This window comes from Micromonospora sp. SD12, assembly GCF_052068495.1.
GTDB lineage: Bacteria > Actinomycetota > Actinomycetes > Mycobacteriales > Micromonosporaceae > Micromonospora > Micromonospora echinofusca.
The window spans coordinates 26,552-47,118 of sequence record NZ_JBQHDF010000009.1 but is presented as its reverse complement, the minus strand read 5'-3'; the positions used below and the strand labels follow the sequence as shown (position 1 = coordinate 47,118).

Below are 20,567 nucleotides of genomic sequence, written 5' to 3'. Positions count from 1 at the left end.
CGGCTGCCGGCGCTGCCCGGCCGGCCCGGGGGCTCAGGTGGCCACGTACTCGCGCAGGTGCCGTGCGGTCAGGGTGTCGCCGTGGGCGACCAACTCGGCCGGCGTGCCGGTGAAGACGATCCGGCCACCGTCGTGCCCCGCCCCCGGCCCGAGGTCGATCAGCCAGTCGGCGTGCGCCATCACCGCCTGGTGGTGCTCGATGACCACGACGGTGTTGCCGGCGTCGACCAGCCGGTCCAGCAGGGCGAGCAACTGGTCCACATCGGCCAGGTGCAGCCCGGTGGTCGGCTCGTCCAGCACGTACGTGCTTCCGCTGTCGGCCATGCGGATGGCCAGCTTGAGCCGCTGCCGTTCGCCCCCGGAGAGCGTGTTGAGCGGCTGCCCGAGGGTCAGATAGCTCAGCCCGACGTCGACCAGCCGGTCGAGGATCACCCGGGCCGGGCCGCTGGGGAAGAAGTCCCTCGCCTCGGTGGCCGACATCCCGAGCACCTCGCTGATGTTCTTCCCGCGCAGCCGGTAGGTGAGCACCTCGTCGGTGAAGCGTCGCCCCTCGCACCGCTCGCAGACCGAGGCGACCCCGGCCATCATCGCCAGGTCGGTGTAGACCAGGCCGATGCCCTTGCAGGTGGGGCAGGCGCCCTCGGAGTTGGCGCTGAACAGCGCGGCCTTGACGCCGTTGGCCTTCGCGAAGGCGGTGCGGACCGGGTCCAGCAGGCCCGTGTAGGTGGCCGGGTTGCTGCGCCGGGAACCCCGGATCGGCGACTGGTCGACGACCACCACGCCCTCGCGGCGGTGCAGCGAGCCGTGGATGAGCGAGCTCTTACCCGAGCCGGCCACCCCGGTCACCACGGTCAGCACGCCGAGCGGGATGTCGACGTCGACGGCGCGCAGGTTGTGCAGGTCGGCGTTGCGGATCGACAGCCGGCCGGACGGCCGGCGCACGTGCTCGCGCAGGCGTACCCGGTGGTCGAGGTGCCGCCCGGTGAGGGTGCCGGAGCGGCGCAGGCCGGCGACGTCGCCGGTGAAGCAGATCCGGCCGCCCGCCGTGCCGGCGCCGGGCCCGAGGTCGACCACGTGGTCGGCGATGGCGATCGTCTCGGGCTTGTGCTCCACGACCAGCACCGTGTTGCCCTTGTCGCGCAGGCGCAGCAGCAGGTCGTTCATCCGGGCGATGTCGTGCGGGTGCAGGCCGACGGTCGGTTCGTCGAAGACGTACGTGACGTCGGAGAGACTGGAGCCGAGGTGCCGGACCATCTTCACCCGCTGCGCCTCGCCGCCGGAGAGGGTGGCGGACTCGCGGTCCAGGCTGAGGTAGCCCAGGCCGATCTCGACCAGCGAGTCGAGCAGGTCGCGCAGGTTGCCGACCAGCGGGGCGACCGACGGGTCGTCGATCGCGCGTACGAACCCGGCCAGGTCGCTGATCTGCATCGCCGAGCACTCCGCGATGTTGCGCCCGGCGATCCGGGAGGAGAGCGCCGCCTGGTTGAGCCGGGCACCGCCGCAGTCGGCGCAGGTGGTGAAGGTGACCGCCCGGTCGACGAACGCCCGGATGTGCGCCTGCATCGACTCGCGGTCCTTGGCCAGGTAGAGCCGGCGCACCTTGACGGCCAGACCCTCGTACGTCCAGTTGTTGCTGCCCACCTTGATCTTCGTGGACGGCTTGTGGAGGAAGTCCTCCCACTGCTGCGGCGTGTAGTCCTGCAGCTTGGTGTCGGGGTCGAACAGCCCGGAGTGGACGATGGTCTGCCAGTACCACGAGTCGACGGCGAAGTTGGGCACCTTGATCGCCCCGTCGTTGAGCGAGCGCTCGCGGTCGACCAGTTCGTCGACGTCGAGGTCGGAGACCCGCCCGAGGCCCTCGCAGGTCGGGCACATGCCCTCGGCGAGGTTGAAGCTGAACGCCCCGGCCCCACCCACGTGCGGGGTGCCGAGGCGGCTGAAGACGATGCGCAGCATCGCGTACGCGTCGGTGGCGGTGCCGACGGTGGAGCGCGAGTTGGCACCCATCCGCTCCTGGTCGACCACGATGGCCGCGCTCAGGTTGCGCAGCGAGTCGACGTCGGGGCGGCTCAGGTTCGGCATGAACGACTGGAGGAAGGCGCTGTAGGTCTCGTTGATCATGCGCTGCGACTCGGCGGCGATGGTCCCGAAGACCAGGGAGGACTTGCCGGAGCCGGAGACCCCGGTGAAGACGGTCAGCCGGCGCTTGGGAATGTCGACCGAGACGGAGGCGAGGTTGTTCTCCCGGGCGCCGCGTACCTCGATCATGTCGTGGCTGTCGGCGGCGGACCGTGCTGGCTGCTGCATGCGAACCCTTCGCGTGATCGTGGGCGGAGTTCCGCCCGGACTACATCTACGGGGGCCAGGCCGCCTTCAATCGTCTCATTGAAGCTCCCGTGGAGGGTTTCACGTCGTTCACCAGTGCTGGCCATCCGAATCAGGGGGCGAAGTCTCAAACTACGTGGAAACCGGTAGGGTGGCCCGCGTGGTGGATCCGGGGCGACGGGCCGGGCGGTGGCGGGGAGCGCAGGTGGCGGAGACCGCCGGCATCTCCGTGCAGCAGGTACGCAACTACGTGGACCTCGGCGTGCTGCCGCCGGTCGAGCGCACCCCCGCCGGCTACCGCGTCTTCACGGACGAGCACGTGCGGGCGCTCGCGGTGGTGCGGCGGATGGCCGAGGGGCACGGCTGGGCGCGTACCCGGGAGGTCATGGTCGCGGTGCACCAGGGTGACCTGGCGGCGGCGCTCGCGGCGCTCGACGCCGGCCACGCCGAGCTGGACCGCGAGCGGGCCGACATCCGGCGGGTGCTCGGCGCGTTCGAGACCGTGGTGGCCAGCCCGGCCGCCGTCCTGCCGGCGCCCCGGCGTGGCGCCCGCATCGGCGAGGTCGCCGACCTGGTCGGCGTCCGCACCTCGCAGCTACGGCTGTGGGAGCAGCGCGGCCTGGTGCGTCCGGTCCGCGAGCGCGGCACCGGCTACCGGGTGTACGACGCGGCCGAGGTGCGCGCCGCGCAGGTCGTCGCGCTGCTGCGCCGGGGGGCGTACCCGTTCGACATCGTGGCGGCCGTGCTCGACGAGATGCGCACCACCGGCAGCGCCCAGCGGGTCCGCGCGGAGCTGGCCAAGCGGGAGCAGGAGCTGCACCGGCGCAGCCTGCGCCGGCTGGGCGCCTCGGCGGCGCTGCACGACTACCTGCGCCACCTCGACCCGGCCCTGCCGGGGTGACTCAGCGCAGCACCAGCAGGTCGAGGTGGTCGACGACCGGGCCGGTGACCGCGTCGGCGGCGGCCCGGAGCCGGGCCAGGCCGGCGGCGTACTCCTCGTCGCTGATCAACTGGAGCGGGGTGTGGGCCCGGCGGTCGAGACGCTCGGCGAACTCGGCCAGCGACGCCGCCGTGGTCTGCGCGACGGGCTCGACCGTGCTGACGGTGAACCCGGCCGCGGCGAACGCCGCGCGTACCCGCGCCAGGTCGGGGTAGGTCTCGAGGACCCGTACGGCCTCGGGGAACCAGCGGAACAGCGTGATCCGCCGGTGCCGGCCGGGGAACGGCGAGCGGATCAGCACGGGGGCGCCCGGCCGGAGCACCCGGCGCAGCTCGCGCGCCGCGACGTCGAGGTCGGGGACGTGGTGGATCATGGTGGACAGCCACGCCGCGTCCGCCGTGCCGTCGCGCAGCGGCAGCGCGACGGCGTCGCCGGCGAGCAGCGGCCGGTGGGTGGCGCGCGAGCGCATCGCCCCGGCGGGCTCCACGCCCACCACCCGGACGCCGAACCAGTCGGTGAAGGCGGTGGCCCAGGCGCCGGTGCCGGCTCCGACGTCGAGCACGGTGGCGCCGGCACGCGGGCGCAGGTGCTGCTGCACGGCGTGCCGCCACCGCTCCAGCCCGCTGCGCGGCAGCTCCCGGGTCGCGGCGAAGGCCGCCGAGTCGGTGTCGTCGTACGGGATCAGCGCCACGGCCATCACCTCGCCACCGTCGCCGGGAGGTCCGGGCGATCGTTCCCCGGTTCTAGTTGGTGCGGCAGGCGGGAGGCAACGGCTTGTGAGCCATCCGACGCGGGCGGCCCGGCCCGTCGAGCGGGCTCCGTCGACGCGGGACGCCCCGGACCGGGGTGCGCCGGGGCGTCAGCAGGAGGCGGGCTGCGCCAGGCACCCGTCCTGTTCGCCGCCCTCGGACGGCGGCGCGAAGAAGGTGTCGGCGGCGCGCAGCGCGGCGGCGTCGCGGAGCACGTCGCCGGGCCGGTTGGCGTGGCCGAGCAGCACGCCGCCCCACCGCATGCCGAGGTAGTCGGCGCTTCGCCGCAGGGTGGTCACCAGCGGTTCCGCCGTGGCCGGGTCCTCGTCGTTGAGGGCGCTGACCGCCCACATCCGGCGGCCCCGCATGCGCTGGCGGAAGTCGACGCCGGGTACCCGCAGCCAGCCCGACCAGTGGTCGAGGTAGAGCTTGGAGGCGGCGCTGACGCTGTACCAGTAGAGCGGGGAGGCGACCACCAGGTCGGTCGCGGCGAGCGTCTCGGCCAGCAGCAGCGCCTCGTTGCCGGTCGGCTGCGCGTAGCGCTGCTCGTCGTGGCGGATGTCGCGGAAGGGCGCCAGGGGATGGTCCGCCAGGCGCAGCCAGTGCTGCTCGGTCCCGGCCGGCAGCGCGGCCGCGGCGCGCCGGGCCAGGAGTTCGGTGTTGCCGCCCGAGCGTGAGCTGCCCAGCAGGAAGAGGAAACGCATGCCGACACCGTCCATGTCCGACCGAACAGAGGTGCCCTGAAGGTATCTCGACGGCCGCCCGGTGGCCGCAGGGCCGGGCGGCCCGCGCCGGCGTCGCGCCGGCCGGTCAGAGCGCCACCGCGGCCAGCACCAGCAGGGCGCACGCCGTCTCGACCAGCCCCACCCGCACCGGAGCGACGCGGCGTCCGGCGAGCAGGACCGCCCGGGCGAGCAGCAGCGCGAAGACGACGGCGACCGGCACCGACGCCCAGAGCACCGCGGCGAGCGCGGCCACGGCGTGGTAGGCCCACGAAGCCCACCGGTACCGGACGCTGTCCCGCTCCCGGATCATCGTCTTGACGTACAGGACGGTGCCGACCAGGTAACCCAGCGCCACGACCGTCACCCCGACCACGCGCGTCCACGGCACCTCGGCGACCGTGGCGACGACGAGACCGAGCAACCCGCACTGGAGCACGAAGGCGAGGTCGTTGACGAACGCCCGGTCCCGGCGCCGGCGGGCGTGGCCGGCGTTGACGGCGGCGAGGGCCGCGTAGAGGGGCGCGTAGGCGAGCGTCGCGGGCCGGGCCACCAGCACCGGCGCGGCCAGCACGACCGTGGCGAGGCCGTAGCCGACGAGCTGCGGGCGTACGCGGCGGAACCGCCCGGTCTTGACCGCCTGCAACCCGAAGTACGACAGCGGGTACGCCGCGAGCGCGGCGCCGAGCAGGGGCAGGTGCAGCGGCTGCGGACCGGTGACGGTCAGCGCCGCCAGGACGGGCAGCAGCAGCATCGCCCACGCGCCGTGCTGCGGCGGCATCCACCCCGGCGACCTGCCCCGGCCCGGCGCGTGGCCGGTGGCGCCGACCGTGGTCCGCCCGGCCGGGCCGGCGGCCGGGCCGGCGGCCGGGCGGCGGTGGGCCGGGACGGTGGTCACGGCCGCGGCGTCACGGTGAGCAGGACGGCGGCGTCCGTGACGGCGTGCAGCGCGTGCCGCAGCGGCGGGATGACCACGAGGTCGCCGGCGTCGCCCTCCCAGGCCTCGTCCCCGGCCACCAGGCGTACCCGCCCCGCGAGCACCTGCAACGTCGCCTCGCCCGGGCTGTCGTGCTCGTCGAGGGAGCGGCCACCGCGCAGGGCCAGCAGGGTCTGCCGCAGCCGGCGGTCCCGCCCGTGGTGCAGGGAACGGGCACTGCGTCCGCTGTCGGCCTCCCGCGCGGCGGCGAGCTGCTCGTCGGCGAGGCGGGTCAGCGAGAGGGCTTCCATGGTCGTCCCTTCGTCGGTGTCGTCCGGGCCGCGCGGCGGGCCGCCGGTACGGCGGATCATCGCGCAAACCGGAAGATCGTCTACCGTTTTCAGTCCCCAGCTTCCGTCGCGGTGCCGCCCGGCGGGCAGGGCCGATGGTCCCGAAGTCGCCGTGGCCCGCGCCGCCACCGTCGGCGGCGTGCGCCGGCGGGCCTCCGGGCGCCGGCGACACACCCGTGGCCACCCGGTCGGCGAGCTGGGCGACGTCGCCGCCGCGGACCACGAAGCCCGTCCCGCCCTCCCGGGCCTGGGGAACCCGGCCCGGACCGCGAACCGGGCCGACTAGGGTGCGGGGCATGAAGGTTCGGCTGCTGGCGGCCACGGCGACCGCCGTCCTCCTCGGCACCGGCGTGCCCGTTCCCGCGGCGGCCGGTCCCGCCGCGCCGGCCGCGCCCGCCCTGGTGCCGGTGGCATCCGCTTCCGTACCGGCGACTCCCGGTGCCGCCGCGTCCGGTGTGGCCGCGCCCACGCCCGGCGTCGTCCCGCCCGCGCCCTGCCCGAAGGCGCCCGCGCCCCGGGTGTCCCGGCCACCCCGTCCATCGCCGCCGCCGGCCGTGCCGAGTGAGCGGACCGTCGGCGGCCCGGCGCTGGACACCGCCGGCCTGGTCGTCCCGCCGGGGGCCGCGCGCCCGCCGGCGGTCACCGCGATCTCGTGGCTGGTCGCCGACCTGGACACCGGCGAGGTGCTGGGCGGTTGCGGGCCGCACGAGTACGGCACCCCGGCCAGCGTGCAGAAGCTGCTGCTGGCGGCCACCATGCTGCCCCGGCTCGACCCACGGCAGGTCGTCACCGTCTCCGACGGGGACATGGACATCGAACCCGGCTCCTCGGCCGTCGGGCTGGTCGCCGGCGGGCGCTACCGGGTCGAGACCGTCTGGCTCGGGCTGCTGCTCCAGTCCGGCAACGAGGCGGCGAACGTGCTGGCCCGCCTCGGCGGCGGGGCGGACGGGATGGCCGGCGGCGTACGGGCGATGAACGAGGAGGCGCACCGCCTCGGCGCCCTCCAGACCCACGCGGTGACCCCGTCCGGCCTCGACGGGCGGGGCCAGTTCACCAGCGCGTACGACCTGGCGCTGATCGCCCGGGCCTGCTTCGCCGACCCGACGTTCCGCCGGTACGCGCTGACCGAGACGCACCGCATCCCCGCCCAGCCGGCGCAGCGCACCAAGGGTTTCGAGATCCAGAACGAGAACCAGCTCATCTACCGCTACCCGGGCGCGCTCGGCGGCAAGACCGGCTTCACCGACCTGGCCCGGCACACCTACGTCGGGGCTGCCCAGCGGAACGGGCGGCGGCTGGTGGTGACCCTGCTCGGCGCCGAGCCGCAGCCCGCGCGGGGCTGGGAGCAGGGGGCCGCCCTGCTCGACTGGGGCTTCTCGCTGCCGCGGGGCTCCGCCGTCGGCCGGCTGGTCGAGCCGGGGGAGCTGACCGCCTCGGCGGCCGCCCCGCCGCCCGCGCTCGCCGCCACCGGTGACCCGCGCCCGGCTGCGGCCAGCGGCCCACTCGAGGACGGGCTGATCGCGCGCTGGCCCGTGGCCGTGGCCGTGGCGACGGCCGTCGCGCTGCTGGGGGCGGCCCTGCTGTGGCGTCGCCGCGCGGGGCGGCGCCGTTAGCGGCAGGGCTCCTCCGCGCGGTCGGGGTCGCCCGGTCGACCCGGCCCGGGGCGTCGCGGATCGACAACCGACGACGGGATCCATAGACTCCGGTCTTTCTGGCGCCATCAGTGCAGGGAGGATCACCGTGTCGAGCGAACCCCGACCGCAGACCGTCGCGCCGCCCATCGCGGCACGCCGTCGACCGACCCGTACGCTGTCCCGCCTCGCCGGGGTGGCCCTGGTCGTGGGGGCGCTGGTGACCGGTGGCGGCGCCGCCGCGCTCGCCGCGCCCGGCGGGTCCCCGGCCGACGCCGCCGGCGGTCCCCGGGTGACCCCCGGCCCGTGCGCCTACACCGAGACGCCCGAGGACCCGGCCGCCCGGCCGGTCCCGCTGCCGCCCGACCCGAGGCGCACCCCCGACCGGGGCACCGTGCGGGTCACGCTGCGGACCAACCAGGGGCCGATCGGGCTGACCCTCGACCGGGAGACCGCCCCCTGCACGGTGCAGAGCTTCCTGCACCTGGTGCGCCACCGCTTCTACGACCGGACCTCCTGCCACCGGCTCACGGCGTACCCGACGCTGCGGGTGCTCCAGTGCGGTGACCCGTCCGGCACCGGCTCCGGCGGGCCGGGCTACCGCTACGCCGACGAACTGCCCACCGACCTGCCGCCGGCGCCGACCGATCCGACCGGCGCGCGCCGGCTCTACGCGCGGGGCACGCTCGCCATGGCCAACGCGGGCCCCGACACCAACGGCAGCCAGTTCTTCCTGGTCCAGGCGGACTCGGCGTTGCGCCCCAACTACACGGTCTTCGGCTCGATCGACGCCGCCGGCCTGGCCACCCTCGACCGGATCGCCGCCGGCGGGATCGCCCCCACCGTCGAGGATCCCGCGCCGGTCGACGGCGCACCCGCCCTGCCGGTCGACATCCGGCGCGCGGTCCGGCACCACCCCCAGCACCGCTGAACCTCCCCGCCCGCCGTCGACGGCGCCCCGGGCGTCGCAGATCCGTTCGACCCCGCCGCCCGTGGCGCTGTTGCCGGAACCTCCGGCCGGCCCCGGGCGGCCGGGGAGCGGCAGGCCGTGCCGGACCTCCGGGTGCTCCGGGCCGGCGGGGGTGATCGGAACTTCCGGAACGCTACCGGGAGCGCCGTCGAGGGGCGGGGAGCCTCACGGCAGCCGGGGTGGGGCCGTGCTGTCGCGGACGACCAGGTTGGTGGCGAGTTCCACCCGGGGGGAGTCGATGCTCTCGCCCTGCGCCAGCCGCAGCACGGTGCGGGCGGCCAGCCGGCCCATCTCCACCAGCGGTTGCCGGACGGTGGTCAGCGGCGGTGAGGCCCAGCGGGCCTCGGGCAGGTCGTCGAAGCCCACGACGCTGACGTCGTCGGGGATCCGCAGCCCGCGCCGCCGGACGGCCTCGTAGACGCCGAAGGCCATCTGGTCGCTGGCGGCGAAGATGGCCGTCGGCGGGTCTTCGAGGTCGAGCAGCGCCGTACCGGCGGCGAAGCCCGAGGCGTGGTAGAAGTCGCCCGGGTGCACCAGCCGGTCCTCCACCGGCACCCCGGCCGCCTCCAGCCCGGCGCGGTGCCCGTCCAGGCGGGCCCGGCTGCACAGCAGGTGCGTCGGTCCGGCGACGAAGCCGATCCGCCGGTGCCCGAGCGACAGCAGGTGCTCGGTGGCGGCGAGCCCGCCCGCCCAGTTGGTGGCCCCGACGGTGGGCACGTCCGTGGCGGGCACGCCGGCCGGGTCGACGACGACCACGGGCACGTTGAGCCGGCGCAGCTGCGCGTGCAGCGGCGGGCTCAGGTGCGAGGTCACGAAGATGACGCCGTCGGTGGCGCGGGCCCGCAGGTTCTGCAACCACTGCCGGGCGGCGGTCGACTGGCGGTGTATCGCGGAGACCACCGTGCCGACGCCCGCGCCGTGCCCCACGTCCTCGACCCCCCGGATGATCTCCACCGCCCAGGGGCTGTCCAGGTCGTTGAAGACCAGGTCGACCAGGCCGGCGTGGCTGACCGTGCGGCTGCCCCGGCGTTGGTAGCCGTGGTGGCGTAGCAGCTCCTCCACGCGCTCGCGGGTGTCGGGCGCCACGTCCGAGCGCCCGTTGAGCACCCGCGACACGGTCGGCACCGAGACCCCGGCCTCCCGCGCGATAGCGGTGATGGTGATCCTGCGCCCGTCGTCGCCGTCCACCCGCGTCTCCTTCACCGGTCGGAAGGCCGACCGTACCCGTCACCACCGGAAAACGTCCGGAACGGCGGGGCCGCTCCACCGGCCCATCTTGCCCCACGATCGGGGGTTGACGACACGGCAGGTCGGTTCTAGCGTTCGGACGAGTTACGGAAGTATTCCGGAAACTTGTCGGACACCTTTCGGTCGTCGCGCCGGCGGCGACGTCCCCCACCACACCCCCACCACGAGAGGTCGATCATGACTGTACGTACGCGGCTCGCCCGCGTCGTCGCGCTCGGCGCCGCCCTGGCGCTGGCGCTGCCACTGACCGCCTGCGGCGACGGTGACTCGGCCGCCGGCCAGGACGAGATCCGCATCCTGGTGTACGGCGACGCCACCAACAAGGTCGAGAAGCAGCTCGTCGACACGTTCAACAAGACGTCGAAGGTCAAGGCGGTGCTGGACACCATTCCCGGCGCCGACTACCAGACCAAGCTCCAGACGATCATCAACACCAAGCAGGCGCCGGACGTCTTCTTCAACTGGGGCGGCGGCAGCATCACCCCGTTCGTCAAGGCCGACCTGCTGCTGCCGCTCGACGACATGATCGCCAAGGACCCGGGGCTGAAGGCCAACTTCCTGCCCTCGGTCTTCAACACCGCCGTGGTCGACGGCAAGGCGTACGGGGTGCCGATGCGCGGCACCCAGCCGGTGCTGCTGTTCCACAACAAGAAGGTCCTCGCCGACGCCGGCATCACCCCGCCGAAGACGTGGGACGACCTGTTGGCGGCCGTGAAGACCCTCAAGGGCAAGGGGATCACCCCGATCGCCCTCGGCGGCGGCGACCAGTGGCCCACCCAGATGTGGTACCAGTACCTCTACGACCGGGTGGCCGGCCCCGAGCTGTTCGCCAAGGCGCTCGGCGGCGACAAGAGCGCCTGGGAGAGCCCGGAGAGCCGCCGCGCCCTGGAGCTGCTGCGGCAGCTGACCGACGCCGGCGCGTTCGGCACCAACTTCGACTCGGTCAAGTTCACCGACGGCGGCTCTCCGGCGCTGCTGTCCAGCGGCAAGGCCGGCTTCGAACTGATGGGCTCCTGGAACTACTCGACCCACAACGACGCCAACCCGACCTTCGCCGCCGAGGGCCTCGGCTGGAGCGCCTTCCCGAGCGTCCCGGGCGGCAAGGGCGACCCGCGCAACGTGGTCGGCAACACCAACAACTTCTACTCCGTGCTGAAGAAGACCCGGCACCCGGAGGCGGTGGCCGAGTTCCTCAAGCTCCAGTACTCCGACGAGTTCGTCCAGGCGCAGCTCGCCATCGGCAACCTGCCCACCACCACCAACACCGAGAAGTTCCTCGACGGCGCCACCAACCCCGACTACCTGAAGTACCAGTTCACCCTGGTCAAGGAGGCCCCGAGCTTCCAGCTCTCCTGGGACCAGGCGTACCCGCCGGCCGCGACCACGACCATCCACCAGGCGGTGCAGCAGTACTGCAACGGCCGGATGGACGCCGCCGGCTTCATCAAGGCCATGCAGTCCCTCCAGGCGGGCTGAGCGCGACCATGTCCACCACCACCCTCGCCGCCCCCACCGTGACGGAGCAGCGACGGGCCCGACGACGCCCGGGCGGCGGCCCCACCCTCAGCCGCCCGGGCTTCGCCTGGGCCCTGCCCGCGACCCTGTTCTTCGGGCTCTTCGCGCTCGCCCCGCTGGTCCTCGTCGTCGTGCTCAGCTTCACCAGCTGGGCCGGCCTCGGCTCGCCGGAGTTCGTCGGGCTGGACAACTGGCAGCGGCTGGCCCGCGACCCCGTCATGATCAACAGCCTCTGGTTGAGCGTCCTGCTCACCGCCCTCGGCGTGCTGGTGCAGACCCCGCTGAGCCTGCTGATCGGCGTGTGGGCGGCCGGGCCGCAGCGCAACCGGGCCGTGCTGTCCGCCATCTTCTTCCTCCCGCTGCTGCTGTCGGCGACCGCCGTCTCGGTGCTGTGGCGGGCGCTGCTCGACCCGAACTTCGGCGTGCCGGGCCAGGCCCCGTGGCTGTTCGGCGACGGCAACCTCTTCGGCAGCCGCACGGGCGCGATCGCCGTGCTGGTCTTCGTCAGCAGCTGGCAGTTCATCCCGTTCCACGCGCTGATCTACCAGGGCGCGGCCCGCGCCGTACCGGCGGTGCTCTACCAGGCCGCCGAGGTCGACGGGGCCAGCCGGTGGGGGCAGTTCCGCCACGTCACCCTGCCGCAACTGCGCAACGCCATGATCACCTCGGTGGTGCTCATGGTCGTCGGCGGGCTGACCACCTTCGACACCGTGCTGATCCTCACCCAGGGCGGGCCGGGCACCGACACCACCATCACCGCCTACCACATGTACGAGCAGGCGTTCCGCAGCTTCGACTTCGGCGCCGGCGCGGCCATCGCCCTGCTGCTCGTCGTCGTCGCCACCGTCATCTCGCTGATCGTGGTCCGGGTCTCCGGCTACGACAGGATGCGCTCCACGATGGAGGGTCTGTGAAGCGGCACCGTCCCAACTGGCTCGCCGGCATCGGCGCCGTGGCCTGGCTGCTCCTGGTCGGCCTGCCGATCTACGTCATGCTGGCGATCACCGTGCAGACCCGCGAGGGGTACGGCCGCAACGGCCCGATCGCCCTGCCCGACACCTTCACCCTGGACAACTACACCGGCGCCTTCGACGAGGGCTTCGGCCGCTACCTGTTCAACACCCTGGTGGTGACGGCGAGCGTGGTGGCCATCGTGCTGCTGCTCGTGCCACCGCTGGCGTACGCCATCGTGCGCAGCCGCAGCCGGCTCACCTCCGGCGTGTTCCGGCTGTTCCTGCTGGGCCTGGCGATCCCCGCGCAGGCGGTCATCGTGCCGATCTTCTACCTGATCAGCAAGGCCGGGCTCTACGACAACCTCGTCGGCGTCATCCTGCCCACCGCCGCCTTCTCGCTGCCGGTGTGCGCGCTGATCCTCAGCGGCGTCATGCGCGACATCACCCCCGACCTGTACGAGGCGATGGCCATCGACGGCGCCGGCCCCGCCCGGGTGTTCCGCCAGCTGGTGCTGCCGCTGTCGCGCGGCGGGATCGCCACGATCGCGGTCTTCTCCGCCCTGCAGGCGTGGAACGGCTTCCTCTTCCCGCTGATCCTCACCCAGTCCGACTCCACCAAGGTGATCACCCTCGGCCTCTACAACTTCCAGACGCAGTACGGGATCAACATTCCCGGCCTGCTCGCCGCGGTCGTGCTGTCGATGGTGCCCGTCCTGCTCGTCTATCTGTTCGCCCGGCGGGCCCTGGTGCAGGGGCTGATGGGCGTCGGAGGAAAGTGACCGACAACGTGACCCTCGACATCGCCCCCGGCACCGCGACCTGGACCGACCCGACCCTCGACCTCGCGACCCGCGTCGACGCCCTGGTCGCCGCGATGACCCTGCCGGAGAAGGTGGCCCAGCTCTACGGCGTCTGGGTCGGCGCCGCCGCCGACGGGGGAGAGGTCGCGCCGTACCAGCACGACATGGAGGAAGCGGTCGACCTGGACGACCTGCTGGACGCCGGCCTCGGCCAGCTCACCCGCCCGTTCGGCACCGCGCCCGTCGACCCCGCGCTCGGCGCGCTGTCGCTGCTGCGGACCCAGCAGCGCGTCGCCGCCGCCAACCGGTTCGGCATTCCGGCCATGGCGCACGAGGAGTGCCTGGCCGGCTTCGCCGCCTGGGGCGCGACCGCGTACCCCGTGCCGCTGTCCTGGGGCGCCACCTTCGACCCGGAGCTGATCGGGCGGATGGCCGCCGCCATCGGCGCCGACCTGCGCCGCGTCGGCGTGCACCAGGGGCTGGCGCCGGTTCTCGACGTGGTGCGCGACGCGCGCTGGGGGCGGGTGGAGGAGACCATCGGGGAGGACCCCTACCTGGTGGGCACCATCGCCACCGCGTACGTTCGGGGGCTGGAGTCCGCTGGCGTGGTGGCGACGCTGAAGCACTTCGCCGGCTACTCCGCCTCCCGGGGCGGGCGCAACCTGGCGCCGGTGCCGATGGGCCCCCGCGAGCGCGCGGACGTGATCCTCCCGCCGTTCGAGATGGCGGTACGCGAGGGCGGCGCGCGGTCGGTGATGCACGCCTACACCGACACCGACGGGATGCCGTCGGCGGCCGACGAGCAGCTGCTGACCGGCCTGCTCCGCGAGGCCTGGGGCTTTTCGGGCACCGTGGTGGCCGACTACTTCGGCATCGCCTTCCTGCACACCCTGCACGGGGTGGCCGCCGGCTGGGCCGATGCGGCGGCGGAGGCCCTAGCCGCCGGCGTGGACGTCGAGCTGCCGACCGTGAAGACCTTCGGGGAGCCGCTGCGCGAGGCGCTCGCGGCCGGTGCGGTGCCGGAGGCGCTGATCGACCGGGCGGTCCGCCGGGTGCTGACGCAGAAGGCACAGATGGGCCTCCTCGACGCCGACTGGAGCCCGGTGCCGGCCGCGCTGGCCGGCGCCGACCTGTCCGACCCGGACGCGCTGCGCGGCACCGTCGACCTGGACCCGCCGGCCAACCGGGCGCTGGCCCGCGAGGTCGCCGAGCGATCCGTGGTGCTGCTGGCCAACGACGGCATCCTGCCGCTCGACCGGCCGGCCCGCATCGCGCTGGTCGGCCCGCAGGCGGAGAGCCCCACGGCGGTGCTCGGCTGCTACTCGTTCCCGGCCCACGTCGGCTCCCGCCACCCCGAGGTGCCCGTCGGCATCGAGCTGCCCACCCTGGCGGCGGCGCTGCGCGCCGAGTTCGCGGGCAGCGTCGTGGTCACCGTGCCCGGCGTCTCCGTCGACGGCGACGACACCGCCGGGGTGGCGGCGGCGGTCGAGGCGGCGCGGGGCGCGGACGTGGTGGTCGCCGCCCTCGGCGACCGGGCGGGCCTGTTCGGGCGGGGCACCAGCGGCGAGGGCTGCGACGCCGAGTCGCTGGCCCTGCCCGGGGCGCAGCAGCACCTGCTCGACGCGCTGCTGGACACCGGCACGCCCGTGGTGGTGACGCTGCTCGCCGGGCGCCCCTACGCGCTGGGCCGGGCGGTGACCGAGGCGGCGGCGATCGTTCAGTCGTTCTTCCCCGGCGAGGAGGGCACCCCGGCCATCGCCGGCGTGCTCGGCGGCCGGGTCGACCCGCAGGGGCGGCTGCCGGTCAGCGTGCCCCGCGGGCCGGGCGCGCAGCCGGCCACCTACCTGTCGGCGCGGCTGGGCCAGGCCAGCGACGTCTCCAACGTCGACCCGACGCCCGCGTACGGCTTCGGGCACGGCCTCGGCTACACCACGTTCGACTGGTCGGGCCTGGAGCTCGACGAGCCGGTCGCGGCGACCGACGGGGAGCTGCGGCTGCACTTCACGCTGCGCAACACCGGCTCCCGGTGGGGCAGCGAGGTGGTGCAGGTGTACGCCCACGACCCGGTGGCCTCGGTGGTCCAGCCCGTGCAGCGCCTCGTCGGCTACCTGCGGGTGCCGCTGGAGGCGGGCGCGGCCTGCCGGATCGACCTGGCGGTGCCGGCCGACCTGTTCTCGTTCACGGGGCGCGACGGACGGCGCGTGGTCGAGCCGGGCGAGCTGGAGCTGCGGCTGGCGGCGTCCAGCACCGACCACCGGCTCGTGGCGGCGGTCGCGCTGCGTGGTCCGGCCCGGCACGTCGACCACACCCGGCGGCTGCACCCCCGCTTCGCCGTCACGCCGTCGGCCGGCTGAGCGGTGGCCCTCACCGACCTGCCCGAGGAGCAGTTGCGGGCGTACCGGGGTCAGGTGTCGGAGCCGGCGGACTTCGACCGGTTCTGGGCGGACACGATCGCCGAGGCGCGCGAGTGCGGCTGGCCGGTGCGCGTCGAGCCGGTGCCCACCGGGCTGAGCACGATCGACGTGCACGACGTGACCTTCCCCGGGTTCGCCGGGCAGCCGGTGCGGGCCTGGCTGCGGCTGCCGCGCGGCGTCGAGCCGCCGCTGCCCACCGTCGTGCAGTACGCCGGCTACGGCGGCGGCCGGGGCCACCCGCTGGAGAACCTGCTCTGGGCCTCGGCCGGCTTCGCGCACCTGCAGATGGACACCCGGGGGCAGGGGGCGGGCTGGGCCCGGGGGGACACCCCGGATCCGGCCGCCGCCGGCCCCGAGGCGCCGGGGGTGCTCACCCGGGGCGTGACGGACCCCCGCACGTACTACTACCGGCGGTTCCTCACGGACGCGGTGCGGGCGGTGGACACGGCCCGGACCCTGCCGGCGGTCGATCCGGCGCGGGTCGCGGTCCTCGGGCACAGCCAGGGCGGGGCGGCGGCGCTGGCCGTGGCGGCGCTGCGGCCCGACCTGCGGGCCGTCGTGGCGGGCGTGCCCTTCCTGTGCGACATCCCGCGCGCGATCACGGTCACCGACGCGTACCCCTACCGGGAGGTCCGTGACTTCCTGGCGATCCACCGGCACGCCGAGGAGCGGGTGCTGGCCACCCTGGCCTACGTCGACGGGGTCAACTTCGCCCGCCGGTGCCACCTGCCGGGCCGCTTCTCCGTCGCGCTGATGGACGAGATCGTGCCGCCGTCGACCGTCTTCGCCGCCGTCAACGCCTGGCGGGGGCCGACGGAGGTGTCGGTCTGGCGGTACAACGGCCACGAGGCCGGCGGGATCGACGACGACGAGGCGGCCGTGCGCTTCCTGCGCGTACACCTGTCGCCGGACCGGGCGCCCGACGGCCCGCAGCCTGATAGACAGGGGGCGTGGCCAGCCCAGCGCGGATCCGCCGGCGAACCGCGACCGCCCGTGGGCGGGCCGTCGCGGCGGCCGTCGTGATCGTGGCGCTCGCGCCCGGCTGCACCCGGCCCGCGCCGTCGCCGTCGCCGTCCGCCGCGCCGCCACCGGCCGCCTCACCGACGCCGCCACCGTCCGCCCCGCCATCGTCCGCTCCGCGGACGTCGGCGTCGGCGGTCACGCCGCGCGGGCCGGGCCTCGTCGTCCTCACCGACGTCGACCCGCGCATCCGCACCGAAATCCGGTACGCGGGCGCGCACAACTTCGTCGGACGCCCGGTCGCCGGCTATGCCGAACCCCTCTGCCTGCTCAGCCGCCCGGCCGCCGAGGCGCTGCGCCGGGTGCAGGACGCCGCGCTGACCCGGGGGCGCAGCCTGAAGGTGTACGACTGCTACCGCCCCCGGCGGGCCGCCGACGACTTCGTCGAGTGGGCCGGGCAGCCCGGGGAGCAGCGGATGAAGGCCGAGTTCTATCCCCGGGTGGCCAAGTCCGAGCTGTTCGACGAGGGCTACATCGGCGCCCCCACCGCCCACAGCCGGGGCAGCACGCTCGACCTGACCCTGGTCGACGTGCCGACCCCCACCCAGCCCCCGTACGCCCCGGGCCAGCCCCTGGTCTCCTGCACCGCCCCGAAGGGCCAGCGGTTCGCCGACAACGGCGTCGACATGGGCACCGGCTTCGACTGCTTCGACCCGCTCGCGCACACCGACTCGCCGCAGGTCACCGGCGTGGCCCGGGACAACCGGCGGCTGCTGCGGCAGCTCATGACCGACGGGGGCTTCGTCAACTACGACCGCGAGTGGTGGCACTACCGCTACCGCGACGAACCCTGGCCGGACACCTACTTCGACGTGCCCGTGGCCCGCTCCTCGGCCGAGCCGGCGGGCGGCTAGGGCCCCGCCCCGTCACACGCGGCGCCGTCCGGACTCCGTTCAAACGCCGCCGCACCGCCTGTCCCGCCGTCAGAGACAGGTCGACCGGCACTACGCCAAGATTCGAGTCCTCGACGAACTACGGTGACGTCGCATAGACGTTGTTCGAAGCTTTTCCTGATATTGTCCCTGCCGTGCGGGCAAGACCCCTCTATCCCTAATCAGGAGACAGACTTGATCAGGCATCCGCTTTCGCTGGTCGCAGCCGCTGTCCTCGGCCTTTCCGCCGTGGCCGCACCCGCGCAGGCCGCCCCGGCACCGGCCCACGTGGTGGCGCAATCCGACCTCGGCGTCCAGGTCGCCCCCACCGGCTGCACGACGTGGGTGCAGTGGGTGCAGGAGGGCGGCAACAGCTACTACTACGGTCGCGGCAACGTGCAGTGCGCCACCGGCCGCTACAAGGTCAAGCTTCAGTGCCGCAACCTGCAGACGGGCGTGGGCTACGTCATCTACGGTGGCTATGCGGTGAACGCGCCGGGCACGGCCACCGCCACCTGCTACAGCGGTAACGTCGCCGAGGGCGTGTACCCCGTCGAGGACCCACTGCCCACGGCCGGCGTCACCGGTTGCGTCTCTTGGGCGGAGTGGGTCCACCAGGGGAGCAACCACTACTACGGCCGTGGTACCGCCCAGTGCGACACCGGCACCTACCGGGTCCAGATCCAGTGCCGCAACGCGCAGACAGGCCAGCGATACGTGGTCTACGGCCCGGTGGTCACCGCCCCCAGCATCTCCACCACCACCTGCTACCAGGGCAATGTCGCGGACGTCGTGTCGGGCGTGCCGGCGTGACGGCTGCCGTGGTCGCGCCGCACCACGCCGACTACGGTCTGTTTCATAAACGGCGACAGTGGTTCATCTGCCTCACGCGCCTTCCACGGGGTCTCCGGTAGGTGGTTCAACGACCAGGAAGAACCCGTACCGGAGACCTCGTGGCCACCCATCGCCGGCGACGAGGCGACACGAGGTGCCTGCGCGCCCCGCTCACTTGAAGGCGGCGTGACCCGTCAGCACCTGCCCGATGATCAGCTGATGCACCTCGGACGTGCCCTCGTAGGTGAGCACGGACTCGAGGTTGGCCGAGTGCCGAATGACCGGGTAGTCGAGGGTGATCCCGGCCGCGCCGAGGATCGCGCGGCACTCGCGGGCGATGGCGATGGACTCCCGCACGCTGTTGAGCTTGCCCAGGCTGATCTGCCGGTGGTCGAGCGTGCCGGCGTCCTTCAGCGCACCGATCTGCAACGCCAGCAGCATTCCCTTGCCCAACTCCAGCCCCATGTCGGCGAGCTTGAGCTGGGTGGCCTGGTACGCGGCCAGCGGCTTGTCGAAGATCTGCCGGCTGCGGGCGTACGCGATCGTCGTCTCCAGGCAGTCGTGGGCCGCGCCCAGCGCCCCGAACACGATGCCGAAGCGGGCCTCGTTGAGGCACGTCAGCGGCCCGGACAGGCCGGCGGCCTCCGGCAGCATCGCGTCGGCGGGCAGCCGCACGTCGTCGAGGACGAGTTCCGAGGTGACCGAGGCGCGCAGGGAGAGCTTGCGGGTGATCTCGGGGGCAGTGAAGCCGGGGGTGCCGGCGGGGACGAGGAAGCCGCGTACGCCCTCGTCGGTGCGGGCCCACACCACGGCGACGTCCGCGACGGAGCCGTTCGTGATCCACATCTTGGTGCCGTTGAGCACCCAGTCGTCCCCGTCGCGGCGGGCCCTGGTGCGCATCCCGGCCGGGTCGGAGCCGAAGTCCGGTTCGGTCAGGCCGAAGCAGCCGATCGCCTCGCCGGCGGCCATCCGGGGCAGCCACTGCTGCTTCTGCTCCTCGGAGCCGAAGCGCCAGATGGCGTACATGGCGAGCGATCCCTGCACCGAGACCAGGGAGCGCAGCCCCGAGTCGCCCGCCTCCAGTTCGAAGCAGGCCAGCCCGTACGCGACGGCGGAGGTGCCGGCGCAGCCGTAGCCGCTCAGGTGCATGCCGAGCACGCCGAGTTCGCCGAGTTCGCGGGCCAGCTCCCGTACGGGCAGGCGGCCCTGCTCGTACCAGGTGGCGATCTCCGGTCGGATCCGCCGGTCGACGAAGCCGCGGACGGCGGCCTGGAGGTCCCGGGTGTCGTCGTCGATCAGGGCGTCGACGCCGAAGTACGCGAGCGCGGGCGAGGGGATGGACAGGGTCACGGTTGGTTTCCTCCCGGGGCTTGCAGGTGCGCGATCACGCTACGCGCGACGGCGACGGCCATCGCGTCCAGCGCGTCGTGGGTCATCGCCGCCATGTGCGGGGTGGCGAAGACCCTCCGATGGTGCAGGAGCGGATCGTCGGGGCGGGGCGGCTCGGGCGCGAAGACGTCGACCGCGTAGCCCCGCAGTCGCCCGGCGTCGAGCGCGGCGAGTACGGCCCCGCTGTCCACGACCCCGGCCCGCGCGGTGTTGACCAGCAGGGCGTCCGGCCGCATCCGGGCGAGCGCGGCGACGCCGATCAGGCCGGTCGTCTGCGGGGTCTGGGGCACGTGCAGGCTCACCACGTCGGCCTCGCGCAGCAGGTCGTCCAGCGCGACGAGGCGTACGCCCGGGGGCGGGGTGGCCGTCGCGACGTCGTACCCGATCACGTTCATGCCCAGGCCCTGGGCGCGGGCCGCGACGCCCCGGCCGATCGCGCCGAGCCCGACGAGGCCCAGCGTGCGGCCGGCCAGCATGGTCCCGGTGAGCCCGGCCGCGACGACCGCGGACGGCAGCGACCGGCCGGTCGGGAAGGCGCCCCGGGTCAACGACGCGGCGGCCGACGGCGCCTGCCGGGCGAGGGTGAGGGCGGCCAGGATGACGAACTCGGCGACCGATTCGGCGTTGGCGCCCGGCGTGCTGACCACCGGGATGCCCAGGCGGTCGGCGGCGGCGAGGTCGATGCCGTCCAGCCCGGCGCCGTGGCGGCCGACGACCCTGAGCCGGCGGCCCGCTTCGAGCATGTCGGCAGTCACCGGTGAGGAGCGCACCACGAGGGCGTCGGCGGTGGTCAGTGGCCCGGCGGCGAGTGTCGCCGGGTCGGTGGCGTGGGCGACGTGCACCTCGCCCGCCGCCCGCAGCAGCTCCATGCCGGGTGTGGCGATCGGCTCGGTGAGCAGGATCTTCGGTGTCATGGCGT

18 protein-coding genes are annotated in these 20,567 nt (G+C 74.1%); 10 read left to right on the top strand and 8 right to left on the bottom strand.

All coding sequences use genetic code 11. The annotated features are described in order from the left end of the window. Positions 1-33: 33 nt before the first annotated feature. Positions 34-2,307, bottom strand: a complete 2,274-nt coding sequence (locus tag ACTMS2_RS18795) for an ATP-binding cassette domain-containing protein (protein ID WP_441176532.1) — start codon at positions 2,305-2,307, stop codon at positions 34-36. Between the two features lie 223 nt (positions 2,308-2,530). On the opposite strand from ACTMS2_RS18795, the gene ACTMS2_RS18790 reads away from it, so the two are divergent. Continuing rightward, positions 2,531-3,226: a MerR family transcriptional regulator gene (locus ACTMS2_RS18790; protein WP_441176531.1), complete on the top strand. Its 696-nt coding sequence runs from the start codon at positions 2,531-2,533 to the stop codon at positions 3,224-3,226. Position 3,227: 1 nt separating this feature from the next. Here the strand turns inward: ACTMS2_RS18790 and ACTMS2_RS18785 are convergent, their stop codons facing one another. From ACTMS2_RS18785 to ACTMS2_RS18770, 4 genes are all read right to left on the bottom strand, one after another. Beyond that, positions 3,228-3,956, bottom strand: coding sequence for a class I SAM-dependent methyltransferase (locus ACTMS2_RS18785; protein ID WP_441176530.1), 729 nt, complete (start codon positions 3,954-3,956; stop codon positions 3,228-3,230). A gap of 168 nt (positions 3,957-4,124) precedes the next feature. Beyond that, positions 4,125-4,718 (bottom strand): NAD(P)H-dependent oxidoreductase, encoded by a 594-nt coding sequence (locus tag ACTMS2_RS18780; protein WP_441176529.1) that lies wholly within the window; start codon positions 4,716-4,718, stop codon positions 4,125-4,127. Positions 4,719-4,824: 106 nt separating this feature from the next. Then, positions 4,825-5,634 (bottom strand): YwiC-like family protein, encoded by an 810-nt coding sequence (locus ACTMS2_RS18775; protein WP_441176528.1) that lies wholly within the window; start codon positions 5,632-5,634, stop codon positions 4,825-4,827. Beyond that, a complete protein-coding gene (locus ACTMS2_RS18770) occupies positions 5,631-6,023 on the bottom strand; it encodes a cupin domain-containing protein (protein WP_231926077.1) in 393 nt (130 codons plus the stop codon). The genes ACTMS2_RS18775 and ACTMS2_RS18770 overlap by 4 nt, the downstream gene beginning before the upstream one ends. 275 nt (positions 6,024-6,298) lie before the next feature. Here ACTMS2_RS18770 and ACTMS2_RS18765 point away from each other — a divergent pair, with 275 nt between their 5' ends. Beyond that, positions 6,299-7,615 carry a D-alanyl-D-alanine carboxypeptidase family protein gene (locus ACTMS2_RS18765; protein ID WP_441176527.1) on the top strand — a complete coding sequence of 439 codons (1,317 nt, stop codon included), beginning with the start codon at positions 6,299-6,301 and terminating at the stop codon, positions 7,613-7,615. A gap of 127 nt (positions 7,616-7,742) precedes the next feature. Further along, entirely contained in the window at positions 7,743-8,564 is an 822-nt protein-coding gene (locus ACTMS2_RS18760; protein ID WP_441176526.1) for a peptidylprolyl isomerase, read from the top strand. A 204-nt stretch (positions 8,565-8,768) separates the two neighbouring features. On the opposite strand, the gene ACTMS2_RS18755 is transcribed toward ACTMS2_RS18760, so the two are convergent. Continuing rightward, on the bottom strand, positions 8,769-9,791 hold the full coding sequence (locus ACTMS2_RS18755; protein WP_441176685.1) for a LacI family DNA-binding transcriptional regulator: 1,023 nt from the start codon (positions 9,789-9,791) through the stop codon (positions 8,769-8,771). 237 nt (positions 9,792-10,028) lie between these two features. On the opposite strand from ACTMS2_RS18755, the gene ACTMS2_RS18750 reads away from it, so the two are divergent. The 7 genes from ACTMS2_RS18750 to ACTMS2_RS18720 all read left to right on the top strand — a co-directional run bounded on the left by ACTMS2_RS18750 (position 10,029) and on the right by ACTMS2_RS18720 (position 18,238). Beyond that, the gene (locus ACTMS2_RS18750; protein WP_441176525.1) at positions 10,029-11,327 is read left to right on the top strand and encodes an ABC transporter substrate-binding protein; all 1,299 of its coding nucleotides are present in this window, start codon (positions 10,029-10,031) and stop codon (positions 11,325-11,327) included. 8 nt (positions 11,328-11,335) lie between these two features. Beyond that, entirely contained in the window at positions 11,336-12,280 is a 945-nt protein-coding gene (locus tag ACTMS2_RS18745) for a carbohydrate ABC transporter permease (RefSeq protein WP_089000068.1), read from the top strand. Beyond that, on the top strand, positions 12,277-13,098 hold the full coding sequence (locus ACTMS2_RS18740) for a carbohydrate ABC transporter permease (RefSeq protein ID WP_441176524.1): 822 nt from the start codon (positions 12,277-12,279) through the stop codon (positions 13,096-13,098). The genes ACTMS2_RS18745 and ACTMS2_RS18740 overlap by 4 nt, the downstream gene beginning before the upstream one ends. Further along, positions 13,095-15,473 (top strand): beta-glucosidase family protein, encoded by a 2,379-nt coding sequence (locus ACTMS2_RS18735; protein ID WP_441176523.1) that lies wholly within the window; start codon positions 13,095-13,097, stop codon positions 15,471-15,473. Before ACTMS2_RS18740 ends, ACTMS2_RS18735 begins: the two co-directional genes overlap by 4 nt. A gap of 3 nt (positions 15,474-15,476) precedes the next feature. Next, entirely contained in the window at positions 15,477-16,556 is a 1,080-nt protein-coding gene (locus ACTMS2_RS18730) for an acetylxylan esterase (protein ID WP_441176522.1), read from the top strand. Then, positions 16,553-17,407 (top strand): M15 family metallopeptidase, encoded by an 855-nt coding sequence (locus ACTMS2_RS18725; protein WP_441176520.1) that lies wholly within the window; start codon positions 16,553-16,555, stop codon positions 17,405-17,407. The genes ACTMS2_RS18730 and ACTMS2_RS18725 overlap by 4 nt, the downstream gene beginning before the upstream one ends. A gap of 213 nt (positions 17,408-17,620) precedes the next feature. Next, entirely contained in the window at positions 17,621-18,238 is a 618-nt protein-coding gene (locus ACTMS2_RS18720; protein WP_441176519.1) for a hypothetical protein, read from the top strand. A 192-nt stretch (positions 18,239-18,430) separates the two neighbouring features. Here ACTMS2_RS18720 and ACTMS2_RS18715 read toward each other — a convergent pair whose 3' ends face one another. Together ACTMS2_RS18715 and ACTMS2_RS18710 are read right to left on the bottom strand one after the other, a co-directional pair. Further along, the gene (locus tag ACTMS2_RS18715; RefSeq protein ID WP_441176684.1) at positions 18,431-19,558 is read right to left on the bottom strand and encodes an acyl-CoA dehydrogenase family protein; all 1,128 of its coding nucleotides are present in this window, start codon (positions 19,556-19,558) and stop codon (positions 18,431-18,433) included. Positions 19,559-19,605: 47 nt separating this feature from the next. Continuing rightward, on the bottom strand, positions 19,606-20,562 hold the full coding sequence (locus ACTMS2_RS18710) for a hydroxyacid dehydrogenase (RefSeq protein WP_441176518.1): 957 nt from the start codon (positions 20,560-20,562) through the stop codon (positions 19,606-19,608). Positions 20,563-20,567: the final 5 nt, after the last annotated feature.